Origin of the sequence: Streptomyces sp. NPDC052773, from assembly GCF_044547145.1 — a bacterium.
Lineage (GTDB): Bacteria > Actinomycetota > Actinomycetes > Streptomycetales > Streptomycetaceae > Streptomyces.
Map to the genome: position 1 here is coordinate 103967 of NZ_JBITZX010000014.1, position 24590 is coordinate 128556.

The 24590-nt window shown below is 70.9% G+C and carries 39 protein-coding genes and 1 pseudogene; 4 read left to right on the forward strand and 36 right to left on the reverse strand.

Annotated elements, in window-relative coordinates:
• Window positions 1-201 precede the first annotated feature (201 nt).
• From ACIG0D_RS27435 to ACIG0D_RS27575, 29 genes are all read right to left on the reverse strand, one after another.
• The gene (locus tag ACIG0D_RS27435; RefSeq protein ID WP_399805943.1) at window positions 202-693 is read right to left on the reverse strand and encodes a hypothetical protein; all 492 of its coding nucleotides are present in this window, start codon (window positions 691-693) and stop codon (window positions 202-204) included.
• A 69-nt stretch (window positions 694-762) separates the two neighbouring features.
• Window positions 763-960, reverse strand: a complete 198-nt coding sequence (locus ACIG0D_RS27440) for a hypothetical protein (protein WP_399805946.1) — start codon at window positions 958-960, stop codon at window positions 763-765.
• On the reverse strand, window positions 957-1274 hold the full coding sequence (locus ACIG0D_RS27445) for a hypothetical protein (protein ID WP_399805948.1): 318 nt from the start codon (window positions 1272-1274) through the stop codon (window positions 957-959). Before ACIG0D_RS27445 ends, ACIG0D_RS27440 begins: the two co-directional genes overlap by 4 nt.
• 85 nt (window positions 1275-1359) lie before the next feature.
• The gene (locus tag ACIG0D_RS27450) at window positions 1360-1572 is read right to left on the reverse strand and encodes a hypothetical protein (RefSeq protein WP_399805950.1); all 213 of its coding nucleotides are present in this window, start codon (window positions 1570-1572) and stop codon (window positions 1360-1362) included.
• Window positions 1569-2366 carry a hypothetical protein gene (locus ACIG0D_RS27455; RefSeq protein WP_399805952.1) on the reverse strand — a complete coding sequence of 266 codons (798 nt, stop codon included), beginning with the start codon at window positions 2364-2366 and terminating at the stop codon, window positions 1569-1571. Before ACIG0D_RS27455 ends, ACIG0D_RS27450 begins: the two co-directional genes overlap by 4 nt.
• Entirely contained in the window at window positions 2363-2788 is a 426-nt protein-coding gene (locus ACIG0D_RS27460) for a hypothetical protein (RefSeq protein WP_399805954.1), read from the reverse strand. The genes ACIG0D_RS27455 and ACIG0D_RS27460 overlap by 4 nt, the downstream gene beginning before the upstream one ends.
• Before the next feature lie 7 nt (window positions 2789-2795).
• Complete coding sequence (locus tag ACIG0D_RS27465; protein ID WP_399805956.1) at window positions 2796-3020, reverse strand: hypothetical protein; 225 nt, start codon at window positions 3018-3020, stop codon at window positions 2796-2798.
• Between the two features lie 43 nt (window positions 3021-3063).
• Window positions 3064-3270: a hypothetical protein gene (locus ACIG0D_RS27470; RefSeq protein ID WP_399805958.1), complete on the reverse strand. Its 207-nt coding sequence runs from the start codon at window positions 3268-3270 to the stop codon at window positions 3064-3066.
• Window positions 3267-3575, reverse strand: a complete 309-nt coding sequence (locus ACIG0D_RS27475; protein ID WP_399805960.1) for a hypothetical protein — start codon at window positions 3573-3575, stop codon at window positions 3267-3269. The genes ACIG0D_RS27470 and ACIG0D_RS27475 overlap by 4 nt, the downstream gene beginning before the upstream one ends.
• A complete protein-coding gene (locus ACIG0D_RS27480) occupies window positions 3572-3901 on the reverse strand; it encodes a hypothetical protein (RefSeq protein ID WP_399805962.1) in 330 nt (109 codons plus the stop codon). Before ACIG0D_RS27480 ends, ACIG0D_RS27475 begins: the two co-directional genes overlap by 4 nt.
• Window positions 3898-4518 carry a hypothetical protein gene (locus tag ACIG0D_RS27485; protein WP_399805964.1) on the reverse strand — a complete coding sequence of 207 codons (621 nt, stop codon included), beginning with the start codon at window positions 4516-4518 and terminating at the stop codon, window positions 3898-3900. Before ACIG0D_RS27485 ends, ACIG0D_RS27480 begins: the two co-directional genes overlap by 4 nt.
• Window positions 4515-5378, reverse strand: a complete 864-nt coding sequence (locus ACIG0D_RS27490) for a hypothetical protein (RefSeq protein ID WP_399805966.1) — start codon at window positions 5376-5378, stop codon at window positions 4515-4517. Before ACIG0D_RS27490 ends, ACIG0D_RS27485 begins: the two co-directional genes overlap by 4 nt.
• A 98-nt stretch (window positions 5379-5476) precedes the next feature.
• Window positions 5477-6970, reverse strand: coding sequence for a DNA cytosine methyltransferase (locus ACIG0D_RS27495; protein ID WP_399805968.1), 1494 nt, complete (start codon window positions 6968-6970; stop codon window positions 5477-5479).
• Window positions 6967-7209, reverse strand: coding sequence for a WhiB family transcriptional regulator (locus tag ACIG0D_RS27500; protein WP_399805970.1), 243 nt, complete (start codon window positions 7207-7209; stop codon window positions 6967-6969). The genes ACIG0D_RS27495 and ACIG0D_RS27500 overlap by 4 nt, the downstream gene beginning before the upstream one ends.
• Entirely contained in the window at window positions 7206-8036 is an 831-nt protein-coding gene (locus tag ACIG0D_RS27505) for a hypothetical protein (protein ID WP_399805972.1), read from the reverse strand. The genes ACIG0D_RS27500 and ACIG0D_RS27505 overlap by 4 nt, the downstream gene beginning before the upstream one ends.
• The gene (locus ACIG0D_RS27510) at window positions 8033-8164 is read right to left on the reverse strand and encodes a hypothetical protein (protein ID WP_399805974.1); all 132 of its coding nucleotides are present in this window, start codon (window positions 8162-8164) and stop codon (window positions 8033-8035) included. Before ACIG0D_RS27510 ends, ACIG0D_RS27505 begins: the two co-directional genes overlap by 4 nt.
• Window positions 8161-8535 carry a hypothetical protein gene (locus tag ACIG0D_RS27515; RefSeq protein ID WP_399805976.1) on the reverse strand — a complete coding sequence of 125 codons (375 nt, stop codon included), beginning with the start codon at window positions 8533-8535 and terminating at the stop codon, window positions 8161-8163. The genes ACIG0D_RS27510 and ACIG0D_RS27515 overlap by 4 nt, the downstream gene beginning before the upstream one ends.
• Before the next feature lie 118 nt (window positions 8536-8653).
• Window positions 8654-9433: a recombinase RecT gene (locus tag ACIG0D_RS27520; protein WP_399805978.1), complete on the reverse strand. Its 780-nt coding sequence runs from the start codon at window positions 9431-9433 to the stop codon at window positions 8654-8656.
• On the reverse strand, window positions 9430-9840 hold the full coding sequence (locus tag ACIG0D_RS27525) for an HNH endonuclease signature motif containing protein (protein ID WP_399805980.1): 411 nt from the start codon (window positions 9838-9840) through the stop codon (window positions 9430-9432). Before ACIG0D_RS27525 ends, ACIG0D_RS27520 begins: the two co-directional genes overlap by 4 nt.
• Window positions 9837-10727 (reverse strand): YqaJ viral recombinase family protein, encoded by an 891-nt coding sequence (locus ACIG0D_RS27530; protein ID WP_399805982.1) that lies wholly within the window; start codon window positions 10725-10727, stop codon window positions 9837-9839. The genes ACIG0D_RS27525 and ACIG0D_RS27530 overlap by 4 nt, the downstream gene beginning before the upstream one ends.
• The gene (locus ACIG0D_RS27535; protein WP_399805984.1) at window positions 10724-10978 is read right to left on the reverse strand and encodes a hypothetical protein; all 255 of its coding nucleotides are present in this window, start codon (window positions 10976-10978) and stop codon (window positions 10724-10726) included. Before ACIG0D_RS27535 ends, ACIG0D_RS27530 begins: the two co-directional genes overlap by 4 nt.
• A 122-nt stretch (window positions 10979-11100) precedes the next feature.
• Window positions 11101-11445: a hypothetical protein gene (locus ACIG0D_RS27540; RefSeq protein WP_399805986.1), complete on the reverse strand. Its 345-nt coding sequence runs from the start codon at window positions 11443-11445 to the stop codon at window positions 11101-11103.
• 107 nt (window positions 11446-11552) lie between these two features.
• Window positions 11553-11735 carry a hypothetical protein gene (locus ACIG0D_RS27545; protein ID WP_399805988.1) on the reverse strand — a complete coding sequence of 61 codons (183 nt, stop codon included), beginning with the start codon at window positions 11733-11735 and terminating at the stop codon, window positions 11553-11555.
• The gene (locus tag ACIG0D_RS27550) at window positions 11735-12301 is read right to left on the reverse strand and encodes a hypothetical protein (protein WP_399805990.1); all 567 of its coding nucleotides are present in this window, start codon (window positions 12299-12301) and stop codon (window positions 11735-11737) included. Before ACIG0D_RS27550 ends, ACIG0D_RS27545 begins: the two co-directional genes overlap by 1 nt.
• Window positions 12298-13002, reverse strand: a complete 705-nt coding sequence (locus tag ACIG0D_RS27555; RefSeq protein WP_399805992.1) for a hypothetical protein — start codon at window positions 13000-13002, stop codon at window positions 12298-12300. The genes ACIG0D_RS27550 and ACIG0D_RS27555 overlap by 4 nt, the downstream gene beginning before the upstream one ends.
• Window positions 12999-13235, reverse strand: coding sequence for a hypothetical protein (locus ACIG0D_RS27560; RefSeq protein WP_399805994.1), 237 nt, complete (start codon window positions 13233-13235; stop codon window positions 12999-13001). Before ACIG0D_RS27560 ends, ACIG0D_RS27555 begins: the two co-directional genes overlap by 4 nt.
• The gene (locus ACIG0D_RS27565; protein ID WP_399805995.1) at window positions 13232-13591 is read right to left on the reverse strand and encodes a hypothetical protein; all 360 of its coding nucleotides are present in this window, start codon (window positions 13589-13591) and stop codon (window positions 13232-13234) included. The genes ACIG0D_RS27560 and ACIG0D_RS27565 overlap by 4 nt, the downstream gene beginning before the upstream one ends.
• 96 nt (window positions 13592-13687) lie before the next feature.
• Complete coding sequence (locus ACIG0D_RS27570; RefSeq protein ID WP_399805997.1) at window positions 13688-13897, reverse strand: hypothetical protein; 210 nt, start codon at window positions 13895-13897, stop codon at window positions 13688-13690.
• 44 nt (window positions 13898-13941) lie between these two features.
• Window positions 13942-14166, reverse strand: a complete 225-nt coding sequence (locus ACIG0D_RS27575; RefSeq protein ID WP_399805999.1) for a helix-turn-helix transcriptional regulator — start codon at window positions 14164-14166, stop codon at window positions 13942-13944.
• Window positions 14167-14710: 544 nt separating this feature from the next.
• On the opposite strand from ACIG0D_RS27575, the gene ACIG0D_RS27580 reads away from it, so the two are divergent.
• The 3 genes from ACIG0D_RS27580 to ACIG0D_RS27590 all read left to right on the forward strand — a co-directional run bounded on the left by ACIG0D_RS27580 (window position 14711) and on the right by ACIG0D_RS27590 (window position 17169).
• Window positions 14711-15142 (forward strand): hypothetical protein, encoded by a 432-nt coding sequence (locus tag ACIG0D_RS27580; protein WP_399806002.1) that lies wholly within the window; start codon window positions 14711-14713, stop codon window positions 15140-15142.
• Window positions 15143-15292: 150 nt separating this feature from the next.
• Window positions 15293-15742 carry a hypothetical protein gene (locus ACIG0D_RS27585; protein WP_399806004.1) on the forward strand — a complete coding sequence of 150 codons (450 nt, stop codon included), beginning with the start codon at window positions 15293-15295 and terminating at the stop codon, window positions 15740-15742.
• A 23-nt stretch (window positions 15743-15765) separates the two neighbouring features.
• Window positions 15766-17169 carry a tyrosine-type recombinase/integrase gene (locus ACIG0D_RS27590; RefSeq protein WP_399806005.1) on the forward strand — a complete coding sequence of 468 codons (1404 nt, stop codon included), beginning with the start codon at window positions 15766-15768 and terminating at the stop codon, window positions 17167-17169.
• Between the two features lie 83 nt (window positions 17170-17252).
• On the opposite strand, the pseudogene ACIG0D_RS27595 reads toward ACIG0D_RS27590, so the two are convergent.
• The 3 genes and pseudogenes from ACIG0D_RS27595 to ACIG0D_RS27605 all read right to left on the reverse strand — a co-directional run.
• A pseudogene (locus tag ACIG0D_RS27595) lies at window positions 17253-18413 on the reverse strand (AAA family ATPase); the annotation flags it as partial.
• Window positions 18410-20077: a 3' terminal RNA ribose 2'-O-methyltransferase Hen1 gene (locus tag ACIG0D_RS27600; RefSeq protein ID WP_399806007.1), complete on the reverse strand. Its 1668-nt coding sequence runs from the start codon at window positions 20075-20077 to the stop codon at window positions 18410-18412. The pseudogene ACIG0D_RS27595 and the gene ACIG0D_RS27600, both read right to left, overlap by 4 nt.
• Window positions 20078-20245: 168 nt before the next feature.
• On the reverse strand, window positions 20246-21169 hold the full coding sequence (locus tag ACIG0D_RS27605; RefSeq protein WP_399806009.1) for an LLM class F420-dependent oxidoreductase: 924 nt from the start codon (window positions 21167-21169) through the stop codon (window positions 20246-20248).
• 262 nt (window positions 21170-21431) lie between these two features.
• Here ACIG0D_RS27605 and ACIG0D_RS27610 point away from each other — a divergent pair, with 262 nt between their 5' ends.
• On the forward strand, window positions 21432-21626 hold the full coding sequence (locus tag ACIG0D_RS27610; RefSeq protein ID WP_399806011.1) for a hypothetical protein: 195 nt from the start codon (window positions 21432-21434) through the stop codon (window positions 21624-21626).
• A gap of 179 nt (window positions 21627-21805) precedes the next feature.
• On the opposite strand, the gene ACIG0D_RS27615 is transcribed toward ACIG0D_RS27610, so the two are convergent.
• The 4 genes from ACIG0D_RS27615 to ACIG0D_RS27630 all read right to left on the reverse strand — a co-directional run bounded on the left by ACIG0D_RS27615 (window position 21806) and on the right by ACIG0D_RS27630 (window position 24575).
• The gene (locus tag ACIG0D_RS27615; RefSeq protein ID WP_365767104.1) at window positions 21806-22276 is read right to left on the reverse strand and encodes a DUF6099 family protein; all 471 of its coding nucleotides are present in this window, start codon (window positions 22274-22276) and stop codon (window positions 21806-21808) included.
• A 171-nt stretch (window positions 22277-22447) separates the two neighbouring features.
• Window positions 22448-22765, reverse strand: a complete 318-nt coding sequence (locus tag ACIG0D_RS27620; RefSeq protein WP_399806101.1) for a nucleotide pyrophosphohydrolase — start codon at window positions 22763-22765, stop codon at window positions 22448-22450.
• Window positions 22766-22893: 128 nt separating this feature from the next.
• Window positions 22894-24090: an AAA family ATPase gene (locus ACIG0D_RS27625; RefSeq protein WP_399806014.1), complete on the reverse strand. Its 1197-nt coding sequence runs from the start codon at window positions 24088-24090 to the stop codon at window positions 22894-22896.
• 89 nt (window positions 24091-24179) lie between these two features.
• A complete protein-coding gene (locus ACIG0D_RS27630; protein ID WP_365765383.1) occupies window positions 24180-24575 on the reverse strand; it encodes a cell division protein SepF in 396 nt (131 codons plus the stop codon).
• Window positions 24576-24590: the final 15 nt, after the last annotated feature.

The window sequence follows — 24590 nt, forward strand, 5'->3', positions numbered from 1 at the left end:
GGCAGATGGCCGCAACTCGGTCCATCGCTTCCTGGTTCTTGCGGTCCCAGTCCCGAGCCCGTTCGGCGTGGCTGGTGCGGCTGTCGCGGATGTGGATGCCGCCCGGCCATTCGGTTGCCTTCCATGGGCTGTAGTGGTTCTCGCGCCAGCGGCGGAAGGACTCTCGGTGTACTGGACACAGGTCCTTCGGTATGGGTGTGCTCAGCATGTCCCTACCTCCGCGCCTCGGCCGGGCGTGTAGTCGTGGCGTTCGTCGTCCGGGCATGCGGTGCATTCGCCGGGGGTGACGGGATCGTCGCCGTCCCGGTGCACGGCGTGGGAGTGGCCGCACTCAGCGCACGGGGCGGGCTGCGCCTCGTCGGCCATGCGGCGCAGCTTCTCCGCGCCGTCCATCACTCCGCCGTTCCAAGCGTCGCGGTAGGTGTCGTAGCCGTAGTCGTTGCTGTCTGCGTCGTAGTCCATACGGCCGAGCTCGTCGGCGGCTTCGCGGAGGACGTCGGCCCGGGGCACGGGCGGCGGCAGCACGGCGGCGCGGAGGCGGCGGACTTCGGCGACGAGCGCGGGCACGTCCTCGCGGACGAGTTGCTCGAAGCCTTCGTCCTCGATGCCGTACTGCTGCGCGTCCGCCGCGCGGGCGGAGATCGCGTCCAGGTCGAGTGCGGCCTGCTCGGTGGGCGGGGTGTGGTGGTTCATGGTTGCTCCTCGTGGGAAGATCGGCGGGCCGGCCGCCCGTGGCTCCAACACGGGCGGCCGTGCTTGTGGTCATCGAGTGCGGCGCTCGCGGCGGGAGGCCTGCCCTTCGAGGCAGGTCGGGCTGTCGGCGTGGTGCCAGGCCATGACGGGTTCCTTCTTCGCGCCGTGGTCGGGGCAGTCCGAGTCGGGGATGAGTCCGCCGCAGGTCTGGATGGCGCAGCAGCAGTTGTCGGACGCGGCCACGTAGGGCACGGCGTGGCGGATCACGCGGGCCTCCCCGTGGTGAGGAGGAGGTGGACGCGGGCGGCGATCTCCTGAGGGGTGGTGGCGTCGAGGGGCTGCGGGTCGGGCACGTGGTCGACGCGGCCCAACCCCCAGTCGACGCCGGCGCGTTCGGTCCAGCCGATGATCAGCTGCTCGCCGGGGTCGGCGTCGAGGGCACGGATCGCGGTGGGGGTGAGGTCGATGACGATGGCGGACTCGTGGGCGTCGGTCACAGGGTGGTCGTAGGTCTCGATGGCGTCGGCGATCTGGCGGACCCAGGTGTCGGGCATTTCGTCGGTGATCTGCGGATCGTTCATGTCGATTCCTCCGGGTTTGTGGTGTGTTGGGACGTTAGCGGGTGGCACTGACAGTGGGCGGCCGTGCTTGCGGGGTGGGCTCCGGTCAGGACGAGACCGGGACAGCGGGGCGGGCGGCTTCGGTGACGGGCCCGTGCTCGGCGACCAGCACCCGCCAGCGGATGAACCGCCTGCCGTTGCAGGTCCAGCGCGGGCCGCGCTTGGTCCACAGGCGGCCAGCACGGTCCTGGACGGCGGTCACAGCGGGCGGGGCCTGGAACGAGCCGGGGCCGTCGGGCCGCCAAGTGCGGGCGGTCATGCGGCGCTCAGCTCGGTGAAGCAGCCGCAGCCGCCTTCGTCGAACAGGTCGAGCTGGTCGGGCTGCTCCTCGATGCGCTGCCGGAGCGCGGCCAGGGTGAGCGGCTTTGTCTGGCCACCGGTGCGGTCGCGGAGGATCGACACGTCTTTGCCGAGCAGGCGACGCATCTTCTCCTCGGCGGCCTCCGCGCGGGCGTACCTGTCGGGGAACACCCGCAGCAGCCGCGCCCACTGGGCCTGGCCACCCTTGACGCAAGCGCCGCCGCAGTTGTTATGTGCGAACCCCAACTCGTACAGCCGCGGCATCGGCAGGCCGGCCGCTCGGGCTTCGGCGAGGAGCTGGTCCTTGTGGCGGATCGGTGGCCGAGTCAGTGGGGCATCGACCGTCCACGGCGCCCAGCCCTTGACGATGCCGGGCAGGCGTTCCTCCTCCGTCCAGTCGATGCCGACGTACAGCACCGTGTCCGCAGGGTTGGTGTGCTCGGCCAGCCACGCGCGGCACGGCTCCTGCTTGAGGACATGGGAGCACTGGGCGATCCGGGTGTTGCCGAGCCACCGCTTGTCCTCGAACACCTGCCACGGGTCGCGCTCCTGGGGATCAACGACGCGGGTGATCGGTACGCCGAGCTGGGCGCTGGCCGCGGCATTGAAGGTGTGGAGGCTGGGGTCTTCGGCGTTGGTGTCGGCGAACAGCAGGGTGACGTTGCTGGTGCCGTGTTCGGCGATGACGTGGCGGGCGGTGGCCCAGGAGGTGATGCCGCCGGACCACATGACGACGTGCTGGCCTGTGCTCATCGTCCGGTCTCCTCGCTGGCGGCCGGGACGACGGGGCTCTGAGATCGGCGGTACGCCTCGGCCGCGGTGTGGCCGTTGACGACGACGTGCGGGGCGGCTTGCTTCGCCAGCCGGAGCGCGGTGTCCAGGTCGAAGCGGTGCTCGGCCAGCCATTCGTCCTCACGCTCGGACGGGACCGATTCCCACGACCACTCGCCCTGGGCGTTCATGCACTGCCGGTGCCGGACCACGGCCCACCGGTCACCGCCCCGGTACTCGACGTTGATCGTGAACGAGAGTCGGTTGATGTCGCCCTCGGGCAGGAGCGACACCTCGTAGCGGGTGGCTTGCACGGTCGGCTCGGGCTGGCCGGGCTGGGCGTGGCCGAGGCCTTCGCGGATCTCCCGCATGGTCATCGCGCGGCCGGGTGTCTGCTGGGTCATGATGTCCTCACGGGGTGGTGGTGGCGGCTTCGAAGCACGCACGGCAGTGGCGGTCGCCGCACGGCTGGCCGGAGGCGTGCGCCGCGGCGATGCGGTCAAGCTCGACTCGGATCTCGGGGTCGTCGACAATGGCGCCAGCGATGAAGAACGCCAGGTTCCAGGTGTCGACGTGGCAGTTGATGCGCTGCGCCAGGAGGTGGCGGAGGCGGTCGTCCGCAGGCGGGTACGGCATGGTGTCCTCTCGGGGTGGTGGGTGCCGTGGTGTGGGCGGCAGGTCAGGCGGCGGGGGTGTCGACGAGGCGGAGCTGCGGGCGGCGGGGCCGCTTGGGGCTGAGGGCGGCTTCGAGTTCGGCGCGGTGGGCGGCCTGCTGTTCGGGCGTCCACGCGGGCGCGGGCTCGGTCTGCTGCCGGCGGGTGGGGCGGGCGCGGCCGAAGGTGCCGGTCGGCACGGCTTCGGCCATCAGGCGCTCGTATGGCGTCATGCGGCGGTGGCCTCGGCTTCCTGGTAGCGGCGGGCGTGGACGGTAGGCAGGGCGCGGCCGTTGTCGTGGCAGGGCACGGCGGGGGTGACCTGGCAGGTGGGGCAGCAGGCGGTGGTCTGGGCCCAGTTGGAGCGGCGCTGCGGGTGGGGTTCGGCGAGGACGCGGCCGTTGGTGCGCAGGCGGCACGGCCGGTGGGGGGCGGCTCCGCAGTGGGGGCAGGCGACAGCGCGGGCGGGGTCCTGCTTGGCGCGGAGGATGTGGCGGATCGTGTCGGGCATCTGGGCGGCGGGGCGTCGGGTGGTCATCGGGTCTCCTCGGTGTCGGGCGGGCAGTTGCCGCAGTCGCAGGGCTGGTCGGGGCGGTTGATCTCGTTGCTGAGGTGGCGGGCGGCGGCCCGCCACACGTGGTCGGGGATCTGCCACTCGGGCGGGGGGCCGGGCGGGCTGGTGCCGGCGGGCCAGGCGCCGGGCCGGTGTCCGGGCGGTTTGGGCGCGGCGGGCTTGGGGGGTGGGGTGCGGCGGGCGCGGCCGATGTCGATCTGGGCCCGCATCAGCGCGCGGAGTTCGGCGCGGCCTTCGGCGCGGACGGCTTTGATGTCGTCGATGCCGATCTCGTCCGGCTGGTCGCTCACGACGCCTCCTCGTCGAGGTCACGCTGAGCGGCGAGGAAGGCGGCCGATGCCTGGCGGCGGCGCTCCAACTCGGCCTGCTCGGCAGCCGGGTCCGTGTCGCCGGAACGGGCGGCGTGGGGGGCTCGCTCGGCGCCTCCCGGAGTGCGGCACGGTCGGCCTATGGCGGCGCCGCAGTTCGGGCACTGCTTGCCGAGCGGGCCGGGCCGCTTGACGGCTGCGACCTCGCCGGGCACCTCTCGGCCGACGCCGGCCAGCAGCTGGGCGACCGGCCGGGGCTTCATCTCCAGGCCGTCGGCGGCTCGGGTGCGCAGGCCGCGGAGGGCGGACAGGTAGGCCTGGACGTCGTCGGGGTCGGCGTCGGGGATCTCGGCGGACAGGCCGGGTCCCTGGTAGTTCGCGGCCCGGTCGTCGCGGATCTTGCGGATCTCGTCGATGATCTCGGCGGGGCTGACGAAGGGCTGTTTGCGTGCCACTGCGGCGGCTGCGGCGCGGGCGTCGGCGAGGGAGAAGTCGGCGAGGACGTCGTGCCAGGCGTCGGGGGTGTATTCGTCGAACTTCTGGCCGGGGCAGAGGGCCCGCACGTAGCGGGCGAGCACCACGGTTTCGTCGGGGGTCACTGGTCCTCCTGCATGCGGGTCTTGGCGCGCTGCATGGCGCGGTCGAAGAGGTCGTTGGTTTCCTGCTGCTGGCGGCTGGCTGTGAGAGGCAGGACGTCGGCGCCGACGGCGGAGGGCAGGGCGGCCACGCCGTCGGGCAGGCTCGGCATGTCTGACCAGATCCGGGTGAGGTACCGGGCGGTCTGCGGTGGGTCGGCCGGGTTCCAGCGGCGGCGGGCGAAGGCGACCATCGCCTCGACGCTGGAGCGCTTGATGTGGGCGTGGACGGCGAACCATTCGGGTTCGGAGAGGCGCCAGCCGACGATCAGTCCGGCGGCGGTCATCTGGTCGACAAGGTCGCGGGCGAAGTCGGGGATCTGAGGGCCGAGAGCCGGGCTGGCGGCGCCCTTGCTAGCAGGCTTCTCCGTAGGAGAAGCAGGGGTAGGGGACGGGGGCGGGACGGGGGTGCCGTTACTAACGCCGTGAGTAACGCCGTGCGTAACGCCGTTACGGTCGGCCTTTTCCTTGGGTTGGGCGGCGGCCTCCTTGGCTGCCCTCTGCGCCTTCTTTCGGTCCCTCCATGCCTGCTGACGTGCGGCGTTGGCCTTGCGTTCGGCTTGGACCTTGGCGCGGTCGGGGTTGTATTCGAGGAAGTCGTGGATCTGCCAGCCGTCCGCAACGCGGTCCCAAAGTTGGCGGTCTTCGAGCTCCTTTGCTGCCGACTTCATGCCGCGAATGTGCGCGACAAGGCGCAGCTCTTCGTCGCGGATGACGCCTTCGGTCAGGTTCTCCGAGGCCCAGCAGAGCGCCGAGACGTACAGCCGGAACGCGCGATCGGAGAGCAGCGCCACCTTGCGGTGGGACGGGAAGCGATCGTCCAAGCGGACCCAGGGCATCGTGATCTCTCTCTGACTGGTGCGCTACGGGGTGGGTTGGGGTGTTGCTGGTCAGGGCCGGTCGCGCGGCCGGCGGCCCGCGGTCACGCGGCGGCCTGGTCCGGCTGGCCGTGGGGTAGTGGGATGCCGGTGGCGGCGGACACGATGTGCGCGGCGAGCAGCGGCGGGACGGCGTTCCCGACCTGCTCGAACTGCTTGGTCTTGGTGCCGTGGAACGGGTAGTCGGGCCGGAATGACTGGAGGATCGCGGCTTCGGCGACGGTGATGCGGACGGTGTCGGGGCTGGCGAACTGGGATTCGCCGTCGGTATCGCGGTTGCGGTGGCCTGGCGGGGCGATCCGGTTCGTGGCGCAGACCGTGGTCGCCGGGCGCTGCTGCACCCATTCGATGCGGGCCGAGTTGTTGCCGAACGCCATGGTCGGCGCGGGCTCCTCGGCCGCCCGTATCGCCGCGTTCGGCTGGTTGCCGTTGCGGAGGACCCACTGGCCACCGGCCTTGGCGGTGAAGGCGGGCGCCGGTCCGGCGTAGGGGTCGGCAGTCTGGCGGCTGCCGTCGGGCCGCTGGTCGCGGTTGGTGTGCAGCACCCACGCCCCGCGTTCCTGCGCGTTGATCAGCGCCTGCCGGGCTTGCGATGGGAACGGCTCCGCTCCGCCGGTCTTGCCGCCGCCTGCGGTGACGGTGGGCGCGACGCGGTCGGTGGCGCCCCAGCCGAGCGCTTCGGCCATGGACACCCACGGCTTGAGGCACTCCCCGAACAGGTCCCACTCCGGCGCCTTCGCGTGCGTCGGGTCCGGCGCGGTGACCTTGCGGGTGCGGGAGGCGATGAGGATGGCCCGCTTCCGGGTCTGCGGCACCCCGTAGTCGGCGGCGTTGAGGACGCCCACCCACGTGCTGTAGCCCCACTGCTGGAGGTAGAGGGCGTACTGCTTCCACAGCGGCAGCACGTCGGGGACTTCCTCCATGCACACCCACTCGGGCCGCAGGTCGTACAGCCACCGCATCGGCTCCGCCGCCAGTAGCGACCGCGGGTCACGCAGCGCGGGCCGGTCGCCGAACATCTCCGCACGGGCACGCCTGCCGGCCTCCGAGAGGACCCGAATGCGAACGCGCCCCGGCTTGTCACTGGGCTCGTGGACGAGGCCGTTCAGGATCGCGGCACTCTCCTGGACTTCGTCTTCCTCCCACCAGCCAAACCGGTCAGCGGCCGCCTGCCACTCCTCCTCCCAGGCGTACCGCTTGGTCACCGCTGCCTCGATGACCGACTGCATCCGGTGCCGAGTGTCGCGGCCGTGCGCGAGGTCGTGGACGGCCTGGTGCACCAGCGGCTGGTCGGCGAGACCGCCGCGCTTCCCCGCCCGCGACCACGCCTGGCACGGCGGGGACGCGATCAGCCCGGTGATGCGGCCGGCGAACGGCGCGGTGGGGTACTGGGCGACGTCGGTCTGGATGACCGGGTGCCCGGCAGCGTGGGCGGTGCGGCAGGCGGCGGTGTCCCACTCAAGGCCAATGTCACGGAGGCCGAGCATGCGCAGGCCTTCGGACCAGCCGCGGGGGCCAGCGAACAGGTCGACGATCACGCGGCCTCCCCCATCTGCCGGGTGGTCTTGCGCTGCTTGCGGCTGGCGCCGCCCCAGATACCGGCCACGGCGCCGACGGTGTCCTCCAGGGCGGCGGCGGGTTCCCCGCACTGGGTGCGGACGGGGCAGCGGCGGCAGATCTGCTTGGGGGTGGTGCCGGGGCCACGCTCGGTCCACAGGTCGGGGTCGGCCTGGGCGCACAGGGCGGATGCCATCCAGGCGTAGTCGGCGGCGCTCACGCGGCCACCGCCAGTTCGGCCCGGCGGCGCGCGCGGACAACGCTGCGCTTGTGGCAGCCGATCTCTCGGGCGATCTCTTCAGCCGTGGCGCCTTGGGAGGTGCGGCGGACGACCAGCTCAAGGTCGATGGCGGCCTTTTGGCGGCGCTGGTAGTCGATGCAGCCTTCCGTCTCCGGCTCGCAGTTCGGGTCGTCGATCGCATCCCAAGCGAGGGGGCCGTGCCAGCCCTTGGCGCGGGCGACGTTGCGGGTGCGGGTGGTGAACTTGTTGGAGGGCGGCGGGCTGGTGACGAGCTGCGGGTAGATGGCGGCGATACGGTCGGCGAGGGCGCGGCGGATGGTGGGCTGTCGACCGTTGACGATGGACATGATCCGGTTGGGTTCCGTGCCGGCGGCGGACGCGAGCGTGGCGTAGGAGTGGCCGAGCCAGCTGAGCGCTTGGAGGCGCCGCATGCTGCCGGTGACGTCGATGTACTGTCCGCCGGCGCCCTTGGTGGGGGCCTTCACGGCGAGGATCTTCGCCTCGGTCTCGTGGCGGATCTTCTTGCGTGCCCCGTGGTAGATCGCGACGAGGTTGCTGAAGTGCACGCCGGTCGCTGCGGTGAGGGTGTCCCAGCTCATGGTGCGGTGGAGTTCGATGAGGTGGGCTTGGGCGGCGGCGGGGCTGGTGAAGGGGCTGCGGCCGAGTTCGCGGTTGACGCGCAGCTGCTTCTGGTGGCGGTTACGGGCGGTGCGGCACGGCTGGCAGTTGCATCGGGCCCGGCGACCGGGGCTGCCGTAGGCGCGCGCTGTGGTCCCGTGCGGCGGCAAGGGCTTGGCGGTGGTCACGGCTGCGGGTTCTCCTTCCGGCTGGTGGGGGGCAGGGCTGCGGCGCGGCGGCGTTCGCGCCAGAGGCTGCGGGCGGCCATGGCGGCGCCGGGGGCGAGGGCGGCGGGGATCAGCCAGACGAGGCTCATGCGGCCCTCCGCTGCTCGGCGCGGGCGGCCTGGCGGCGGGCGGCGATCTGCCGCCCCTTGCTGGTCAGCCGCCAGACCCCGATGCGGTGCCCGTGCGTGTTGGCCTGGGTCGACGGGACGGTGCGGCCGGTGTGCTCGATGACGCCGCCCGAGCGGAGGCTGTTGATGGCGGCGCCGAGGAAGCCGTGGCCCAGCTCGGGCAGGACGTCGCGGAGGTCGTTGCAGGAGAAGTCGTCGTGGCGCTGGCCGAAGTGGAAGACGGCCTGCTCGACGAGGAACTGGTCCCAGGAGGACTGGTCGGCTATCTCCTCGAGGAGGAAGTCCTTCTCGGCGGAGGCGAGGCGTTCAGCGGGGGTGAGCTGGCGGGCCATGGCGGGCTCCTCGTGGCTGTGGTGTCCTTGGGAAGTGCCGGGTCGGCCGCATTACGGGTGCGGCCGACCCGTCGGCGTACTCAGGTGATGGGGGAATCGAGGCCTGTTGTGACGCGGGCTAGTCGACGAGTTCGCCCTCGATGGGGCCCTCGTCGTAGTCGTCCTGGTTCTGCGGGGACGGCGCGGGCGCGGTGATGGTGGTGGGTCCGGTCTGCGCGTGGACCTCGGCGGCAGCGCGGAGCTGCTCCTTGCGCCACTCGGTGGAGGACGGCACCCACGGCTCCAGGCGGCGGGCGACGGTCTTGAGGACCATCTGGTCCTCCCACTTCACCCACGGGCTGGAGGGGTTGTTGCTGCCCTTGGACTCCTTGCGGACCTTGTCGATGTAAGCGCGGTTGATGACGACGACCTTCGACGTGGAGCCGTCCTGGAAAACGCCGTAGGCGTAGGCGCCGACGATGGGGCCGCGGTCCCCGAAGTAGTCGGGCTTGTGGATCGGTCGGTCCATGTCGGGGCTGTACTCGAAGTGGTCGTTCGCGTGGACGACTTCAGCCTTGACGGCCTTTACAGCGCCGGCCCGGTAGATGCGCTCGACAACGCCGCGGTATCCCTCGATGCCCTGCACCTCGTTGCCGAACGGGACCAGGTAAAAACTCTCTGTCCCGGGTTCGTGGCCGAGGCGGGCGCACTCCTGCAGGGCGTTCATGAGGCTGCCGGGGTTGCGGGTGGCGGCCTGCAGGAGCTGCTTATTGGAACGGAGGGCACCGTAGGCGAGGCGCATCCACGTCTCGCCCTTGACGTGTGAGGGGAGGACGAGGGTGAGGTCATCCTTGTGGGCGCGGACGATGGCCTCGGGTCCGTTGTCGCGAGTGGCGATGGCGTTACCGATCTGGCTCACTTCTGGCTCCTGTGGGTGTCACGGCGGCGGATGTTCTCTCGCCGGGTCACGGGTTCGAGGTGGTCGGGGTTGACGCAGTGCGTCACGCGGCAGAGGTGGTCGAGCGTCAGGCCGTCCGGGATGGGGCCGACGAGCAGGCGGTACGCGGCCCGGTGGGCGAGGAGGACGGTGCCGAAGGCGTTGACCGTGCCGTAGCCGGTCGGCAGAACGTGGCCTTTCCAGAGCCAGCAGCCGCCAGGGCCGTTCTTGTCGACCTTGCTCATGATTTGGGCGTGCGGGTCGAGGAAGGGGCGGAGTGGTATGTGGGCTTGGACGTCGCCCTTCTTGCGCCACCGCGAGTAGTGGGCGCTGCACCAGCCCCGCTTGACGGCCGGCTTGTCGCAGGTGGTGACGCTGCAGGCGCTCATGCTGCTTCCTTCTGCTGGTAGGGGTTGAGGCTGTAGGTGTGGCCGTCGCGGACGGTGCGGTAGGCGATGCGGCGGCCTTCGCAGACGGCCCGCTTGGCGTTGCCCATCAGGTCGAGGACTTCGCCGCGGACCTGGGTGAGGTCGGCGCTGGCCTTGGCGAGCGCTTCGTAGGCGTCGTCCCAGCGGGCGACGAGGTCGGCGGGGATCTCGACGTCGCGGTCTTCCAGCCCGTCGGCCTGGGCGCGGATCGTCTGGTAGGTGTCGGTGGCCCCGTCGATCGGCGGCCGGTTGCCCTGGCGGACGTCGTCGAGGAAGCGTTCGGCGGCGTCGCGGAGGATGCGGGCGTCGTCCGGGTCGTACTCGATGACGTACTCGCGGTAGTCGTAGGGCAGGATCAGCACGGCCAGGTGGGCGGGCTCGTGCAGGCCCAACGTGTCCTGCTGCCAGGTGACCTGGCAGCGGTAGTGCACGGGGAACTCGTCGCTGCCGTCCGGGCCCCACCCTTCGGCGTTGGCCGCCGTCTTGATCTCGACGATGCTGTCGTCCCACAGCCGGTCGGGTGTGGCGCGCTGCCAGTGGCGGTCGCGGTGCCGCCAGGTGCCGGTGTGCAGCAGCGGGTGCTCGGGGTGCCGCTCGGCGAACTCCTCGGCGACGTCGTCCTCGAAGCGGCTGCCCCACTTCATCTCCGGTGACGGCTCGAACGGCGCGGTCGGCAGGCCGGCCTTCTTGTGCCACAGCGTGAACTTGGAGGTCCACGGGGAGAGGCCGACGACAGCGGCGATCTCGGTTGCGGTGATGCACAGGCCCTTGCGGGCCTCGTCCCACTCGGGAGTGCCGGGGGTGAAGGACCCGAGGAGGACGCCGTCGGGCGCGGTCGCGGTGGTCATGCGGCCACCTCGCCGCGGACGATGCGCTGCAGTCGCTCGGCGCCGGCAGGGTCGTACTGGATGGCGGTGACGGCGGCGACGTACTCGGGGAAGCCGAGCGCGAGCCGGTCGAGGTTGGCGGGGTCGGCGGTCCCCATGGCGTTGAGGATGTGGGTGGTGAAGCTGCCCGCCTGGTAGCCGCCGTCGAGGCCGTAGTGGAAGAGGACGTGCGCGGCGACGTCGGCGGGAATGCTGGGGCTGCTGGGGCTCATGTGAGGCTCCTGAGGGTGTGCGAGTTGGGGGCGGCCCGCCCGACGGGGGGTGGTAGGGCGGGCCGCCCTGGTGCCGCGGAGCGCTGGGGGTGTCCTCGACGCGGCCGATGTGGGGTTGTGGATCAGGCGGCTTGCTGTGCGGAGGCCGGGTCGGCGCTGATGAACACGCCGGCCGTGTGGTACTCGATGACGTCGCGCAGGTGATAGGCGTCGACGGTGGCGCGCAGCTCGTCGGCGGTGCGCGTCCAGTCGGTGAAGTCGGCGATCTCGTCGACGGCGGCCATCGCGTGGCCGTACCGCTCGTACATGGCGATGCACAGGCCCGAGGCGTGGCCGATCAGCCAGGGGTACCAGGGGTGTTGCAGGTGCTCGGGCAGCTGGTAGACGAACAGGCCGGGCGCGGGCTGAACAGCGTCGACGGTTCCGGTCTCTCCGCGGCTGCGGAAGGTGTAGCGGACGGTTTCCATGAGGGCTCCGTGGGATGCTGGTGGTTGACCCCCGTCGGCTGGACCCCGGCGGGGTTCGTGCTTGGGCGCCGCCCGCGCCGGCCGGTGGCATCCGGCGGGGCGGCGGGTCAGAGGGTGTCGCCGCCGAAGTCGGCGGGGATCTCGACGAGCCCGGCCTGGATGGACGCGATGAGGTCGGGGTCGGTGATCCAGGCGGGTGCGCGGCGCGGGGTGATGCCGAGGCCGGACAGCAGGCCGGGCACGATCACCGGGTCAGCGGTGGTCGGCGTCGACGGCAGGTCGAGCAGCATCACGCCTCCTCGGCGGGCGCGGTCACCTGCTGGGCAACGGCCCGGAACTTGTCGAGTGCGGCCTGCCGCTGCTCCGGCGTGGTCGGCATCGTCAGCGCAGCGTGGAGTGCGGAACCCGCGAGCTGCTCCTGCGACAGCCGGCGGTACAGCGCCTCGCTGACAGCGACCGCCCTGGCGAGGTCGGACTCCAGCTCGGCGACGCGAGCTTCGGCCCTCTGCGCCCGCTCGCGCCAGCGCTTCTTGCCGTCCTGGTGGTGCTCAACAGCGCGGCGGAGTTCCGGCAGGGTGTTCCGCTGCAGGAAGGCGCTGTCCTCCTGGGCACTGGCCAGTTCCGCCTTGAGGCGCTGGACCTCCGCCAGCAGGGCGGGCACGTCGTCGACGAGAGCGGCGATGCCATGCGGCAGGCTCTCCCCCGATGCAGCCATCGTCGCGGCCTCAGTTGTGGCGATCTCGGCGGTCTTGCGGACGCGCTCCAAGTCGAGCGGCTGGGGCTGGTTGCCGACCGGCACCGGCCGCGCACCCAGCGCGGCCACAGCCTCCGGAACCGAGGTCATCGAGTCGGTCATGCCGCCACCGCCTTCGGAGCGGCGAGCGCCTGCAGGCCGTACTTGCGGACCCGGTCGTAGCGGGCGATGCCCCACACGATCGCGTGGCAGGCCCACAGGAACCACCAGTCGAAGTCCTTGGTCGCGGAGAACCACTCCCAGGCGTCCTCGAAGCGGACGTCGGCCGTGTGCCGGTAGTCGAACTCCTTCGAGGGGTCGTTGTAGAACTCGAACTCCTCGACGGTGCGGTACGCCTCGTCGGCGGTCGCGTACAGGCCGCCCTCGACGATTTCGTCCTTGATCGCCTGCCGGAACCGGTCGGCCTGGCCCGGCTTCACGTACTCCTGCTCGATCAGGTGGTTGGCCTGCTCCCAGATGAGCTTGACGAACAGGTCTTCCTGGAAGTCCTTGACGCTGTCGCGATGGCTGGTCAGCTTCTCGGACCAGTAGCCGGGGTTGATGTGGGTCGACCCGTCGCGCCAGATGCCGGACCGGAAGAACTCGAACATGTCCGTGGTGCGGCGGAAGACGTAGCTCTCGCCGTCACCGGAGAAGACGAGCTGGCCGGGCGTCGTGATCAGCTCGAACCAGTACTCGCTGTATCCGGACGGGCGGCTGGAGAACCGCAGGTGCCGGTACAGGCCGTCCTCGTGCAGGACGATCAGGCGGTGGCCGGCGGTGTCCCGGGCGAACCGGGCCGCGATCTCCGGGTAGTCGGTCATCGGGTCGCCTTCCTGGCGCGGCGGTTGTCGGCTTCGCGGGCGGCGACCCACTCGGCGAACCCCGGGTAGTCGGCGTCGGTGGCGAGCGGGGCGGTGGGGTGCAGGAGCTTCGCGTCGAGCAGGTAAACCATCCGGTCCTTCGGGTCCGTCGCACGGGCCGCGGCGGCCAGGAAGCAGGCGCCGGCCTCCACCACCGGCAGCGGCACGTCCACGGCGTCGATCGGGCGCGTCATCGGGCACCTCCGGCCTCGCTGGAGCAGGTGCAGCGGGTGGTCATGCCGGAGACGTAGGCGCAGGTCGAGGCGTGGCCGCCGTTGGGCGGGAATGGCTCCTCTGTGTGGGCCGCCTGCACGGCCTCGCGGTGCTGTGCCAGCGCCGCGTCGTGGCTGCCCGCCTTCTTCGACGAGTGGTTGATCACGTAGCCGCCGAGGAAGAACCCGGCGTGCCGCTTGTCGGCGCTCTCGTCGAAGATGACGGTGTCGTAGTAGCCGCCGCCGACGCGGACCGTGTAGACGAGGAGATCCTTGGTGTCCGTCACGACCGGGGTCTGTTGGACGATCTCCGGGAGTCGAGTGCGGGATGAGACCATGGTGGTGGTCCACCTCTCTGTTCAGCGGATGGTGTGGGTGGATCGCGAGGCCGTTCCCGGGCCAACGGGGCGGCCTCTTTGCCGCTCAGGCGGCGGTCAGGTGAAGCAGGCGAAGCGGCCGGTGACGTCCCAGCCCTGCTCGTTCAGCACGGCGATGTCCCAGGCCTCTCCGGCGAGACCCATCGCGTTCACCTTCGGCCCCTCGAAGAGCAGCACCTCGCTACGCAGGAGCCGGGTCTTCACGACCTCCCCGTCCGCGGTGTCGTAGCGGAGGGTGTACAGCGGGTTGAAGTCGCGGCGGTCCATAGCTCCTCCTTCGAGCGGTGGTGAACGGTGGGCGGGAGTGCCGCTCAGGCAGCGGCGCGGGCCGGCTCGTCGTCGGCGGTGTCGCCGTTCATCCAGGCGTCGAGGTCGGCGATCTTGTAGGCGTAACGGCGGAGTCCGTGCCGCTTGGCTTTCGGTCCGATCCCGTCGCTGCGCCAGCGGTAGAGGGTGACAACGTGGACACCGAGGTAGTCGGCGGCGTCGGCACTCCAGAGCCATCCCTTCGGCGGCGGCTTGGGCTTGTTCGGCATGGGGTCTATTCCTCGCTCATGGGGGTCCGAGTTCGAGACGTTCGATTCAGATTCGGAGACGTAGGAGGCGCGAAAAGGGGGAAGATTGCGCTACCGACGGCCTCCGCGAGGGCCGTAGCGTCGTCCACGTCGACGTTGTCCTGTTTGCCAGTGATGAGCTTGTCTATGACGCCCGCGCTCACCCCTGACTCATCAGCCAGACTGCGGATCGAGTAGGGCTTCCCTCGACCCGGGAACTGCATGTAATGCCTGAAGATCTCGATGCTGCGAAGCGTCCAGCGTCGATGTGCACGTCGGCTCACGTGTCCCCCGTGTGGTGCGGAGCTGTTTGCCTAACAGAGCTAAGCATAGTGGAGCCGATTCGTCTACAAACCGGAGACGAATCGGGGGCGAGTCCAGGCAAAGTTCTTGGCTCGATAGCATGCTTCTGTAGACGGATCGTCTCGGATCTCAGATGGTTGTAGGGACTGAGCTGGTATTTTTCCCGCGCCAGCCGACACCTATAGAGACAGCCGGTGCGACAGTGACCCGAGAGGAAGACGACATGGAGGCAGCGGCCACCGCCCCTGACCAAGGCGCGGCCGAAGTAGGCCCCCGAGGTGCGCTCTCGCAGCTCATCCAGGATGCCAACGACCGAGGACTCTCCTACGCCAAGATGTCCGAGCGAGCAGTCGACCCCGACACCGGCATGAAGCTGTCCAAGGCCTACCTCCAGCGCCTCGTCACCAATCCGCCGGCCAACGCACCCAGCCCCAAGCAACTGAAGGCCGTCGCCAACGCGCTCAGCGTGAGCCTGCGCCGCGTCAAGGCTGCCGCCGCTGAGCAGTGGCTTGAATACGAAGCCACCGAACTGGCGGGCTACGGTGACGACGTGCGCATCATCGTCAGCCACTTGACCGGTATGCCCGAGTCTGAACTGCGACGTTGGCGTGCGATGATCGAGGCGGACGAGCGCGCCCGCCGGGAGAACGACTAACCGAGGCGGACATTAAGACTGACTGAAAAAGTCCCTATGTAGACATTCGATTGAACGGATTGTCGCTGTATGCATACGGGACGTACCCTTCCACAACCGTGCGCCTGCGGCCCGACACGCCTCAGGCGCACCGTGACCACGGGAGGGTGCATGCTGCGCGTTGAATACCGAACCGTCGAAGATCTCGCCCCCGGCTGCCTGGTCAAGATGGAGGAGGGCCGTGGGCAGATAGTCGTCAAGCTCTGCCGCGACGCAGACATCGAAGACATCACCCACGGGCTCAACGCCGCACTCGAACAGTTCCTGTCCGACTGCGGCTGGTTCCAGATCTGGCGCGGACGGATCATCTGCGCCGATTCCCCCGACAGCCCGCTCAGCGTCCGGTACGTCCTCGACCCCAAGGTGGATCTGCGTACCTGCGTACAGGTCCGCGAGCGTCGCGGGACAGTCCGCGTGCACATCTGCCCCTACGCGTCGACGGACGACTTCGCCAGGGCCATGAACCCTTCCACCGAGCGCTTCCTGGCCGGCGGGCAGTGGTTCCAACTCTGGCAGGGTGAGATCATCACGATGGACCCCCCGGGCAACGCCGCGGCCTGAGCCGCACCACCAGGAGTAACTGCATGCCTGGCTACATTGAGGACCGCTGGTACAAGAAGGGCCCCGACGGGAAGCGCACTGTCCCCACCGACCGGTGCAACCAAGGCAAGCGCTATCGGGTCGCCGGCATCCCCGGAGTCCGCAACCGCAGCTTCGACAAGCTCACCGGCCTGGACGGCGCCAAAGCGTGGCTGGCGAAGGCTCAGCACGAGTCCGCTCGCGGCGAGTTCATTGACCCCCGCGACGGCACCATGCCGCTGCGCGAGTACGTGGAGGAGCACTGGTGGCCCAGCCAGAGCTATCCCGACCCGATCACCAAGAGCACGGTCAAGAGCAAGGTATGGAACCACATCCTCACCCACCTGGGTTCCAAGCCGCTCAACTCGATCAAGACGCCTCAGCTCCGGGTGTGGCTCAAGACACTGAACGCCAAGCTGAGCGCTGGCACTGTCAACGACGTGTGGGGCACGCTCTCCGCCATCCTGCAGGCCGCGGTCGACGACGAACGGATCACGAAGAACTACTGCCGGTCTCAGAAGACCGTGCGTCCTCCGGCCAGGCCTGAGCCGCGAGCTACGGCATGGTCGCGGGAACGGGTGTTCCTCGTGCGGTCCCATCTCGACCCGCGGGTGCAGCTCGCCCTGGACATCGGTGTGGGCGCCGGGCTGCGGCAGGGCGAGGTGTTCGGCCTGTCCGTCGAGGACGTCGACCACGACGCCCAAGTGATTCACGTCCGCAGGCAGGTCAAGAAGGTCGGATCCAAGCTCGTGTTCGCTCTCCCCAAGGGGCGCAAGACGCGCTCCGTGCCGGTGCCGCCGCATCTGCTGCAGCGTGTCACGGAGCACCTGGAACGGTGGCCTGCCCAGGTAGTGACCCTGCCGTGGGGCGATCCTGAACAGGGTGAGACTGAGAAGGAGCTGAAGGAGCGGGCACCGCAGACCTTCGCGCTACTGCTGACGGCGGCCAGGGGCGGGGCGTGGCGGCGCGACTACTTCAACGACTGCTACTGGAAGCCGGCGCTCGAGGCCGCGGGGCTCATCGCTCCGCCGAAGGTGTTGAAGCGGCCGATTGCCGGGAAGCCGGGGATGTTCCGGACGGTGAAGCGGTACGCCGAGGACCGGGAGATGGGCTTCCACTCGCTACGGCACACGTTCGCGTCGGTGCAGTTGGACGCGCGGGAGAATCCCGTGGCAGTCTCGAAGTGGCTGGGCCACGCGGATCCGTCGATCACACTCAGGATCTACGCGCACTTCATGCCCGAGGCGGATGGCCGCGGCCGGACGGCGATGCAGAACTGGTTCGAGGGCGAGACGAAAAAGATCTCCCCAGTCGCTCCCCAAGGTGCGAAGGTTCCGGTTCCGTCACCCGCTGCATCACCTGAAGCGGACGCGGAGGAGACAGGCGGCGAGGTTTCCGCGACGTCCTGAACTGCGGTTATGCAGCACTAAAGGGCTGGGATAGATCGTCTGGCCGGGCGGCGTCGGGTGTTTGAGAGTGGCAGCGGCGCATTGTCGTGCCAGATGGTGTTGTTCAGCCAGGTGGCCTCCGGCACCGGGGTGTGGCCGTAGACCACGGCCGCCCGGCCCCGGTAGTCCTCCGCCCACGGGTAGCGCACCGGCAGCCCGAACTCGTCGGTCTCGCCGGTGGTCTCGCCGTACAGGGCGTGCGAGCGGACCCGGCCCGAGGTGCGGCCGTGGTACTTCTCCGGCAGACCGGCGTGGCAGACCACCAGCCTGCCGCCGTCGAGGACGTAGTGGCTGACGAGTCCGTCGATGAACTCGCGCACCTCCTGCCTGAACTCCTCGCTCTCGCCCTCCATCTGGGCGATCGTCTCGGCGAGGCCGTGCGTGTGCTGGACGCCCCGGCCCTTGAGATAGCGGCCGAACTTGTTCTCGTGGTTGCCCGGCACGCACAGCGCGTTGCCGGACTTGACCATGGACATCACCCGGCGCAGCACGCCCGGGCTGTCCGGGCCGCGGTCGACCAGGTCGCCGACGAAGACGGCGGTACGGCCCTGCGGGTGCACGCCGTCGACGTAGCCCAGCTTGCCGAGCAGCGCCTCCAGTTCGGCGGAGCAGCCGTGGATGTCGCCGATGATGTCGAACGGGCCGGTGAGGTGGGTGAGGTCGTTGAACCGCTTCTCGGTGACGACGGTGGCGTGCTCGACCTCCTCGACGCCGCGCAGCACGTGCACCTTGCGGAAACCCTCGCGCTCCAGGTGCCGTATGGAACGGCGGAGTTCGCGGATGTGGCGCTGGATGACCCGGCGCGGCATGTCGGCGCGGTCGGTGCGGGCCGCGTTGCGTTCGGCGCACACCTCCTCTGGCACGTCGAGGACGATGGCGATCGGCAGCACGTCGTGCTGCCGGGCCAGGTCGATCAGCTGCCGCCGGGACTCCTTCTGCACGCTGGTGGCGTCCACGACGGTACGGCGGCCTGCGGCGAGCCGCTTGCCCGCGATGTAGTGCAGCACGTCGAAGGCGTCCTTCGACGCGCTCTGGTCGTTCTCGTCGTCGGAGACCAGGCCGCGGCAGAAGTCCGAGGAGATCACCTCGGTGGGCTTGAAGTGCCTGCGGGCGAAGGTCGACTTGCCGGAGCCGGAGGCGCCGACGAGCACGACGAGGGAGAGGTCGGTGACGGGAAGGGCCCGTCCCTTCGGGGTCTCGGTCACGCTGCCTTCGCCTCCTTCGTGTTCGTGGTGGTGGTCAGGGTGAAGACGGCCATCTGGGTGGGCGGTCCGACCTCGGGGTCGTCGGGCCCCACGGGCAGGAACTCCACGCCGTAGCCGTAGCGTTCGGCCACCGCGGCGGCCCACGTGCGGAACTCCTCGCGGGTCCACTCGAAGCGGTGGTCGCGGTGGCGGACGTGGCCTGCCGGGAGGCTCTCCCAGCGGACGTTGTACTCGACGTTCGGGGTGGTCACGAGGACCGTGCGGGGACTGGCGGCGCCGAACACCGCGTACTCCAGGGCGGGCAGCCGGGGCGGGTCCACGTGCTCGACGACCTCGCTGAGCACGGCGGCGTCGTAGCCCTTGAGCCGGCTGTCCGTGTAGGCGAGCGAGCCCTGGAAGAGCTTGACGCGGGCGGCCTGCCGCTCCCCCATCCGGTCCAGCCTCAGCCGGCGGGCGGCGATGGTGAGGGCGCGTGTCGACACGTCGACACCGACGATCTCGGTGAACCGGGGGTCCTTGAGCAGCGCCTGCACCAGGTGGCCCTCGCCGCAGCCCAGGTCCAGGACGCGGGCGGCGCCGGAGGCGGTGAGGGCGGTGAGGATCGCCTCGCGGCGCTGTACGGCGAGCGGGGTGGGCTTGGGCTCGATGGCGGCATCGGTGCCTGTGCCGGTGCCGGCCTCGGTCTCGGTCCCGGTGCCGGCCTCGGTCTCGGTCCCTGTGCCGGTGGCGGCCTCGGTCCCGGTCTCCGGCGGGGCCCCGGTCTGCGCCACGGCCTCGGTCCGGGCACCCGCCATGACCTCGGCGCCCGTCACCTCCCCCTCCGCCGCCTCCTCGGCCTCGCTCTCGCTCTCCGCGGCGACGGCGTTGTCGATGGCCTCGACCTCGCTGTCGTCCGTCTCGGCCAGCCGGACCAGTTCCAGGCGGCTCATCGCCTCGCGGGTCAGCGACCAGCGGCGCGTCAGATAGCGGCTGGTGATCAGCTTCTGCTCGGGGTGCTCGGGCAGCCAGCCCTCGCCGGCCCGCAGCAGCTTGTCGACCTCGTCGGCGGAGACCCAGTAGTGCTTGGCGTCGTCCAGGACCGGCAGGAGGACGTAGAGATGGCGCAGCGCCTCGGCGAGCGTGCGGGACTCCGACTCCAGGGTCAGCCGTACGTACCGGGAGTCGCCCCACTCGGGGAACTCGGTGTCCAGCGCCACGGGTTCGGCGGTGACCGTCCAGCCCAGCGGCTCGAAGAGGCGGCGGACGAGGTCGGGACCGCCGCGGGCGGGCAGCGCGGGCACCTCGACGCGCAGCGGGCGGGCCTGCTCCGGCAGTTCCGGCCGGGCGTTGCACACACCGCGCATCGCGCTGGAGAAGACGGCGCCGATCGCCACCGCGAGCAGTGAGGAGGCCGCGTACGGGCGGTCGTTGACGTACTGCGCGAGCGCCGCGTCGGGGGCGCCGCCGCGGCCCTTGCCCTTGCCGCGCCGGACCAGTGCCACCGCGTCGACCTCCAGCAGCAGCGCCGCCGTGCAGTGCTGCTCGTCCGCCTCGGGGTAGAGGACGTGCGCGGTGCCGTAGGAGGTGGAGAACGCCTGCGCCTTGTCGGGATGCTTGTGCAGCAGGAAACCGAGGTCGGTCGCCGGGCGTTCCGGGGTGCCGGTGGTACTGATCGTCAGGAACATGCGAAGGGCCTCTCCGGCCGGTGGTCGGTCTTCGGTTGTCGGATGGGGTGCCGTACGCGAAAGCCCCCAGGGTGGTGATCCTGGGGGCTTCGGCAGGACGACCGTCATACGATCGCACAGCCGACCCGACCTGCGCCTTCGGTTATTCCCGGTATGCCCGGCACACCGTCAGGACAGCTGCGACTGCACCTGCGAGGAGATCAGCTCCAGGTGGTCGAGGTCGTCGAGGTCGAGGATCTGGAGGTAGATCCGGCTCGACCCGGCCTCGGCGTAGCGGCCGATCTTGTCGACGACCTCGGCCGGGGAGCCGGCCAGGCCGTTGAGCTTCAGCTCGTCGACCTCGCGGCCGATGGCGGCGGCGCGGCGGGCGACCTCGGCGTCGTCCTTGCCGACGCAGACGACGAGGGCGTTGGAGTAGACGAGGTCGTCGCCCTTGCGGCCGATCTCCTCGGCGGCGGCCCGCACCCGGCCGAACTGGCGGGTGGTGTCCTCGATCGAGGCGAAGGGGATGTTGAACTCGTCGGCGTACCGGGCGGCGAGGCGGGGGGTGCGGGTGGCGCCGTGGCCGCCGATGAGGACGGGGAGCTTGCGCTGGGCGGGCTTGGGGAGGGCGGGCGAGGACGTGAGGTCGTAGTACTTGCCGTGGAAGTCGAAGGTCTTGCCCGTCTCCGTGGCCCACAGGCCGGTGACGATGGCCAGCTGCTCCTCCAGGCGCCCGAACTTCTCCTTCGGGAAGGGGATGCCGTACGCGGTGTGCTCCTCCTCGAACCAGCCCGCGCCCAGCCCGAGTTCCACCCGGCCGCCGGACATCTGGTCGACCTGGGCGACCTGGATGGCGAGCACACCGGGCAGCCGGAAGGTGGCGGCGGTCATCAGCGTGCCCAGACGGATCCGCTTGGTCTCGCGAGCGAGGCCGGCGAGGGTGATCCAGGCGTCCGTGGGGCCCGGGAGGCCGTCGACGGAGCCCATCTTCAAGTAGTGGTCGGAACGGAAGAACGCGTCGAACCCGAGATCCTCGGTGGCCTTCGCCACGGTGAGCAGGGTCTCGTAGGTGGCGCCCTGCTGGGGTTCGGTGAAGATTCGGAGATCCATGGTTCCATCCTGCCTCGCCGGGGTCCGGGCGGGGTGGTGCGGGGTCCGGTGGGGCGCCCCCGCGCCGTGCCGTGCGCCCGTCGTGCCCGGGCGGGTGAAAAACGTCAACCCCGGTGCGGGGGCTTGCCCGGGCCAGTGACCCGGTCTGGTGGTGATCGTTGGCTCGGGCGGAGCCGGACCGCCCGGCTCCCGCACCGACGTGTCGTCGCCGGGGCGCCACCCGTACCGGCCCCTCACGGGGCCACGGGCCGAGGAGGCCGTCATGTCCGAGGAAACCGTGCCGCAGCAGGGCGGTGCCGCTCAGCCGAAGGGGCTGCTGCAGCAGATGGAGGAGCTGATGGCGGCCCTGAACGCGGATCTGTCCGCCCTGGACGCGGACCTCCAGGCGGCGGGCCGCGAGCCCGGGGGGGCCGTCGAGGAACGGGGCTGCCAGGGGGCGGAGCCTCCCGTGGCGTGAGAGGGGGTCCGTTCTCGCCGCGGCGCGGGAACCTTGTCAGGAGCGCGGGGAACTGCGCGACCAGCCCCACACTGCCCGCACCCGCACCCGCACCCGCACCCGCGAAAGAGCGTGGAGCACCATGGCGAGCGGGCCCGACCGCACCCGGCGGCGGGAGCCGATTCGCGGGAGCGCGGGGCTCAGCCCGCCTCCCGCTGGGGTATCGCCTGTTCTCTGTCCGCCAGTCTGCGCAGCAGCTCGCGGACCCGGTCCCGGGACTCGTCCGCCGCGTCGATGGCTTCCATGCACTGCCAGTACGTCGCCTCGTCGGGCGCCGCGCAGGCGATGCCGACGAGGGCGATGCCGACCTCGCCGAGCAGCCCGGCGAGGTGGGTCAGCGCCCGCCGGGCGTCGCCCAGTTCGGTGAGCTGGGCCGCGCGCAGTTCGCCCGGGGCGAGGTCCGGGGTCTCCAGGACCCCGCAGCCGCGGCCCGCGAGTTCCGTCAACCCCAGGGCCTCGCCGCGTAGTTCGGGCGGGCCGAAGACGGCGAGGCGGCTGCCGATCGCCTGCGCCAGCGCCTGGGCCTGCCACACCTCCGTCATGATCTTCGGCACCTCGCCGCTCGCCGCGAGGGCGCGCCTGCTCGTCAGGATGAGCCGCACCGCGTCCATGCGCTGTCCCCGTCTGTCCCGACGCGCCGACGGCGCGTCCGCCCAACCTCCACTGGTTCACTACCCAGAGTGAGGGTCAGGGAGGCAAAAGGCCAGAGGAAGACGGAAATCTGTGGACAACAATTCGGATTCGCCACAGAGTTTGACTCCGGAGAGTGATACCGGATCAGGTCATTCCGGTGCGGGGAACCTGCGCTCGTTGCGGTCGATCTTCGCGTCCAGCGCGGCGAGCGGGTCGATGCCGAGCACGTCGCACAGCCGGAGCAGATAGGCGAGGACGTCGGCGACTTCGTCCCTGACCCGGTGCGCGGTGTCCGGGTCGGCCATCACGCGCATCGACTCCTCCGGCGTCGACCACTGGAAGATCTCGACCAGTTCGGAGGCCTCCACGCTGAGCGCGGCCACCAGGTTCTTGGGGGTGTGGTACGGCTGCCAGTCGCGGGCCGCGGCGAACTCGGCGAGCCGGCGTTGCAGCCCGGCCACGTCCAGCGGCTCGCTCGGGGGTTCTTGCGGCTCTTGCGGGGATTCCTGGGACTGGTGCGGGGATCCCTGGGACTGGCGCGGGGACCCCTGGGGCTCGCGCGGGGATTCCTGGGACTCGTGCGGTTCTTGGGAGGTCACGTCTTCAGATGTACCACCGTCACCCCGTGCTGCCCGGCCGCCCAGGACGCGTCGCTCACCGCGCCGAGCAGGCGGATGTGCCCGTCCTGCGCGGAGCGCACCGCGAGCCGCAGCAGCGCGCGCCGCTGCGCCGGGTCCACCTGCCGGTCGAGGCCGTCGGCGAGCACGGTCAGCGCCTGGAGCGCGGCGGGCACCTCGCCGGGCGGGTCGACCTCCAGGACGCCGGGTCCGGTGAGGAGCACCAGCGCCAGGGCGATGTAGCGCAGTTCACCGTCGCCCAGCCGGGCGAAGTCGGTGCGGAAGCCGTCGCCCCGGTCGAGCAGGGCGCGCACGGTGCCGTGTCCGGTCGGTTCGGCGAGCACGTCCACGACGGGTCCGGCGCAGCCGGCGGCCACCTCCTGGACGAACCGGCCGTGCCGCCGCGCGCACTCGGCGCGGGTGCGCAACAGCACGTCGGCGAGGTTGTCGCAGCCGCCGAGCAGCCGTCCGGAGCCGGCCGGCACGGGGGCGCGCATCCGGTCGGGCTGCGGATCGCAGGCGAAGACGGACCGCAGGGCGACGACCATCTGCTCGGCGGCGGCCAGCACATGGCGCTGCCCGTCGGTCGTGCCCGCGACGCGCAGCGGCAGCAAAGCGGTGCCGAGCCGGTCGTCGGGCAGCGGGGCGCGGGTGACGCGGGCCGGGCCGGCCGTGTGCCAGGCGGCCTGGACCGCGCGCCGGGCCGGGTCGCGCAGGGCGGTCTCCAGCAGCACCACGCCGCGCCCGGTCAACCGCTCCCCCACGATCCGCAGCTCCGGCTCGGCCTGGACGGCGAGGTCGAGCCGGACCGGTCCCTCGGGCCCGTCGGCCGTACAGCCGATCCGGAACCCGCGCCGCGCCTGCGCGTCGGGCCGCGCCCGCTCGGGCACACAGGCCGCCGGTTCCCGGAACGCCTCACGCAGCGGCACACCCCCCGCGAGCCGGGCCAGCGCCTCGTACGCCCGCAGCGCACTCGTCTTGCCCGCCCCGCTGGGCCCGGCGAACAACGTCACCGGCCCCAACGGAAACCCGGCCCGCCGATGCCCGGCGAAGGCGGACAGCCGCAGCTCGGTCAGGTGGGGACGGAGCGGGCGGCACGGGTGGCCCGGTGCGCCGGGTTCCTCTGAGGACGGGGCGCGGGTGCCGGGCGCGGACGCCCCGGAAGAGACAGCCATATGCGGACCGTAGGGCCCCGGTTCTCGGGTGAACCGTTCCGCTTGGGGGGCTTCCTACGATCGGGCGATCGGGTGGTGTCCGTCCGTGCTCAGACGCCGGGGAGGCTCGCGCCCTCCATCAGGCCCTGGACCTCGGTGCCGGGTGGGGTGAGGAGGAAGACGTTGCGGTCGACGCGGTGCATGCCGCTGGCGAGGCCGAAGACGACGCCGGTGCTGAAGTCGAGGACGCGCTTGGCGACCTCGGTCTCCGCGCCGGTGAGGTCGAGGAGGACGGGGATCCCGGACATGAGGGTCTCGGCGACCTCACGGGCGTCCGCGAAGACGTTGACCCGCAGCACCACGAACCGGCGGCGCGTCTCCGTCTCCGCCTCGGGCAGGGTGCGGTGGTTCACCGCGGACGGCCACGCGTCGCGGCCCCTGAGCGGCACGACCTGGGCGAGCCCTTCCCATTGTTCATCGGTGACGTCGTGACCGTGACTGTTCACCGGCTCCCCCCGATC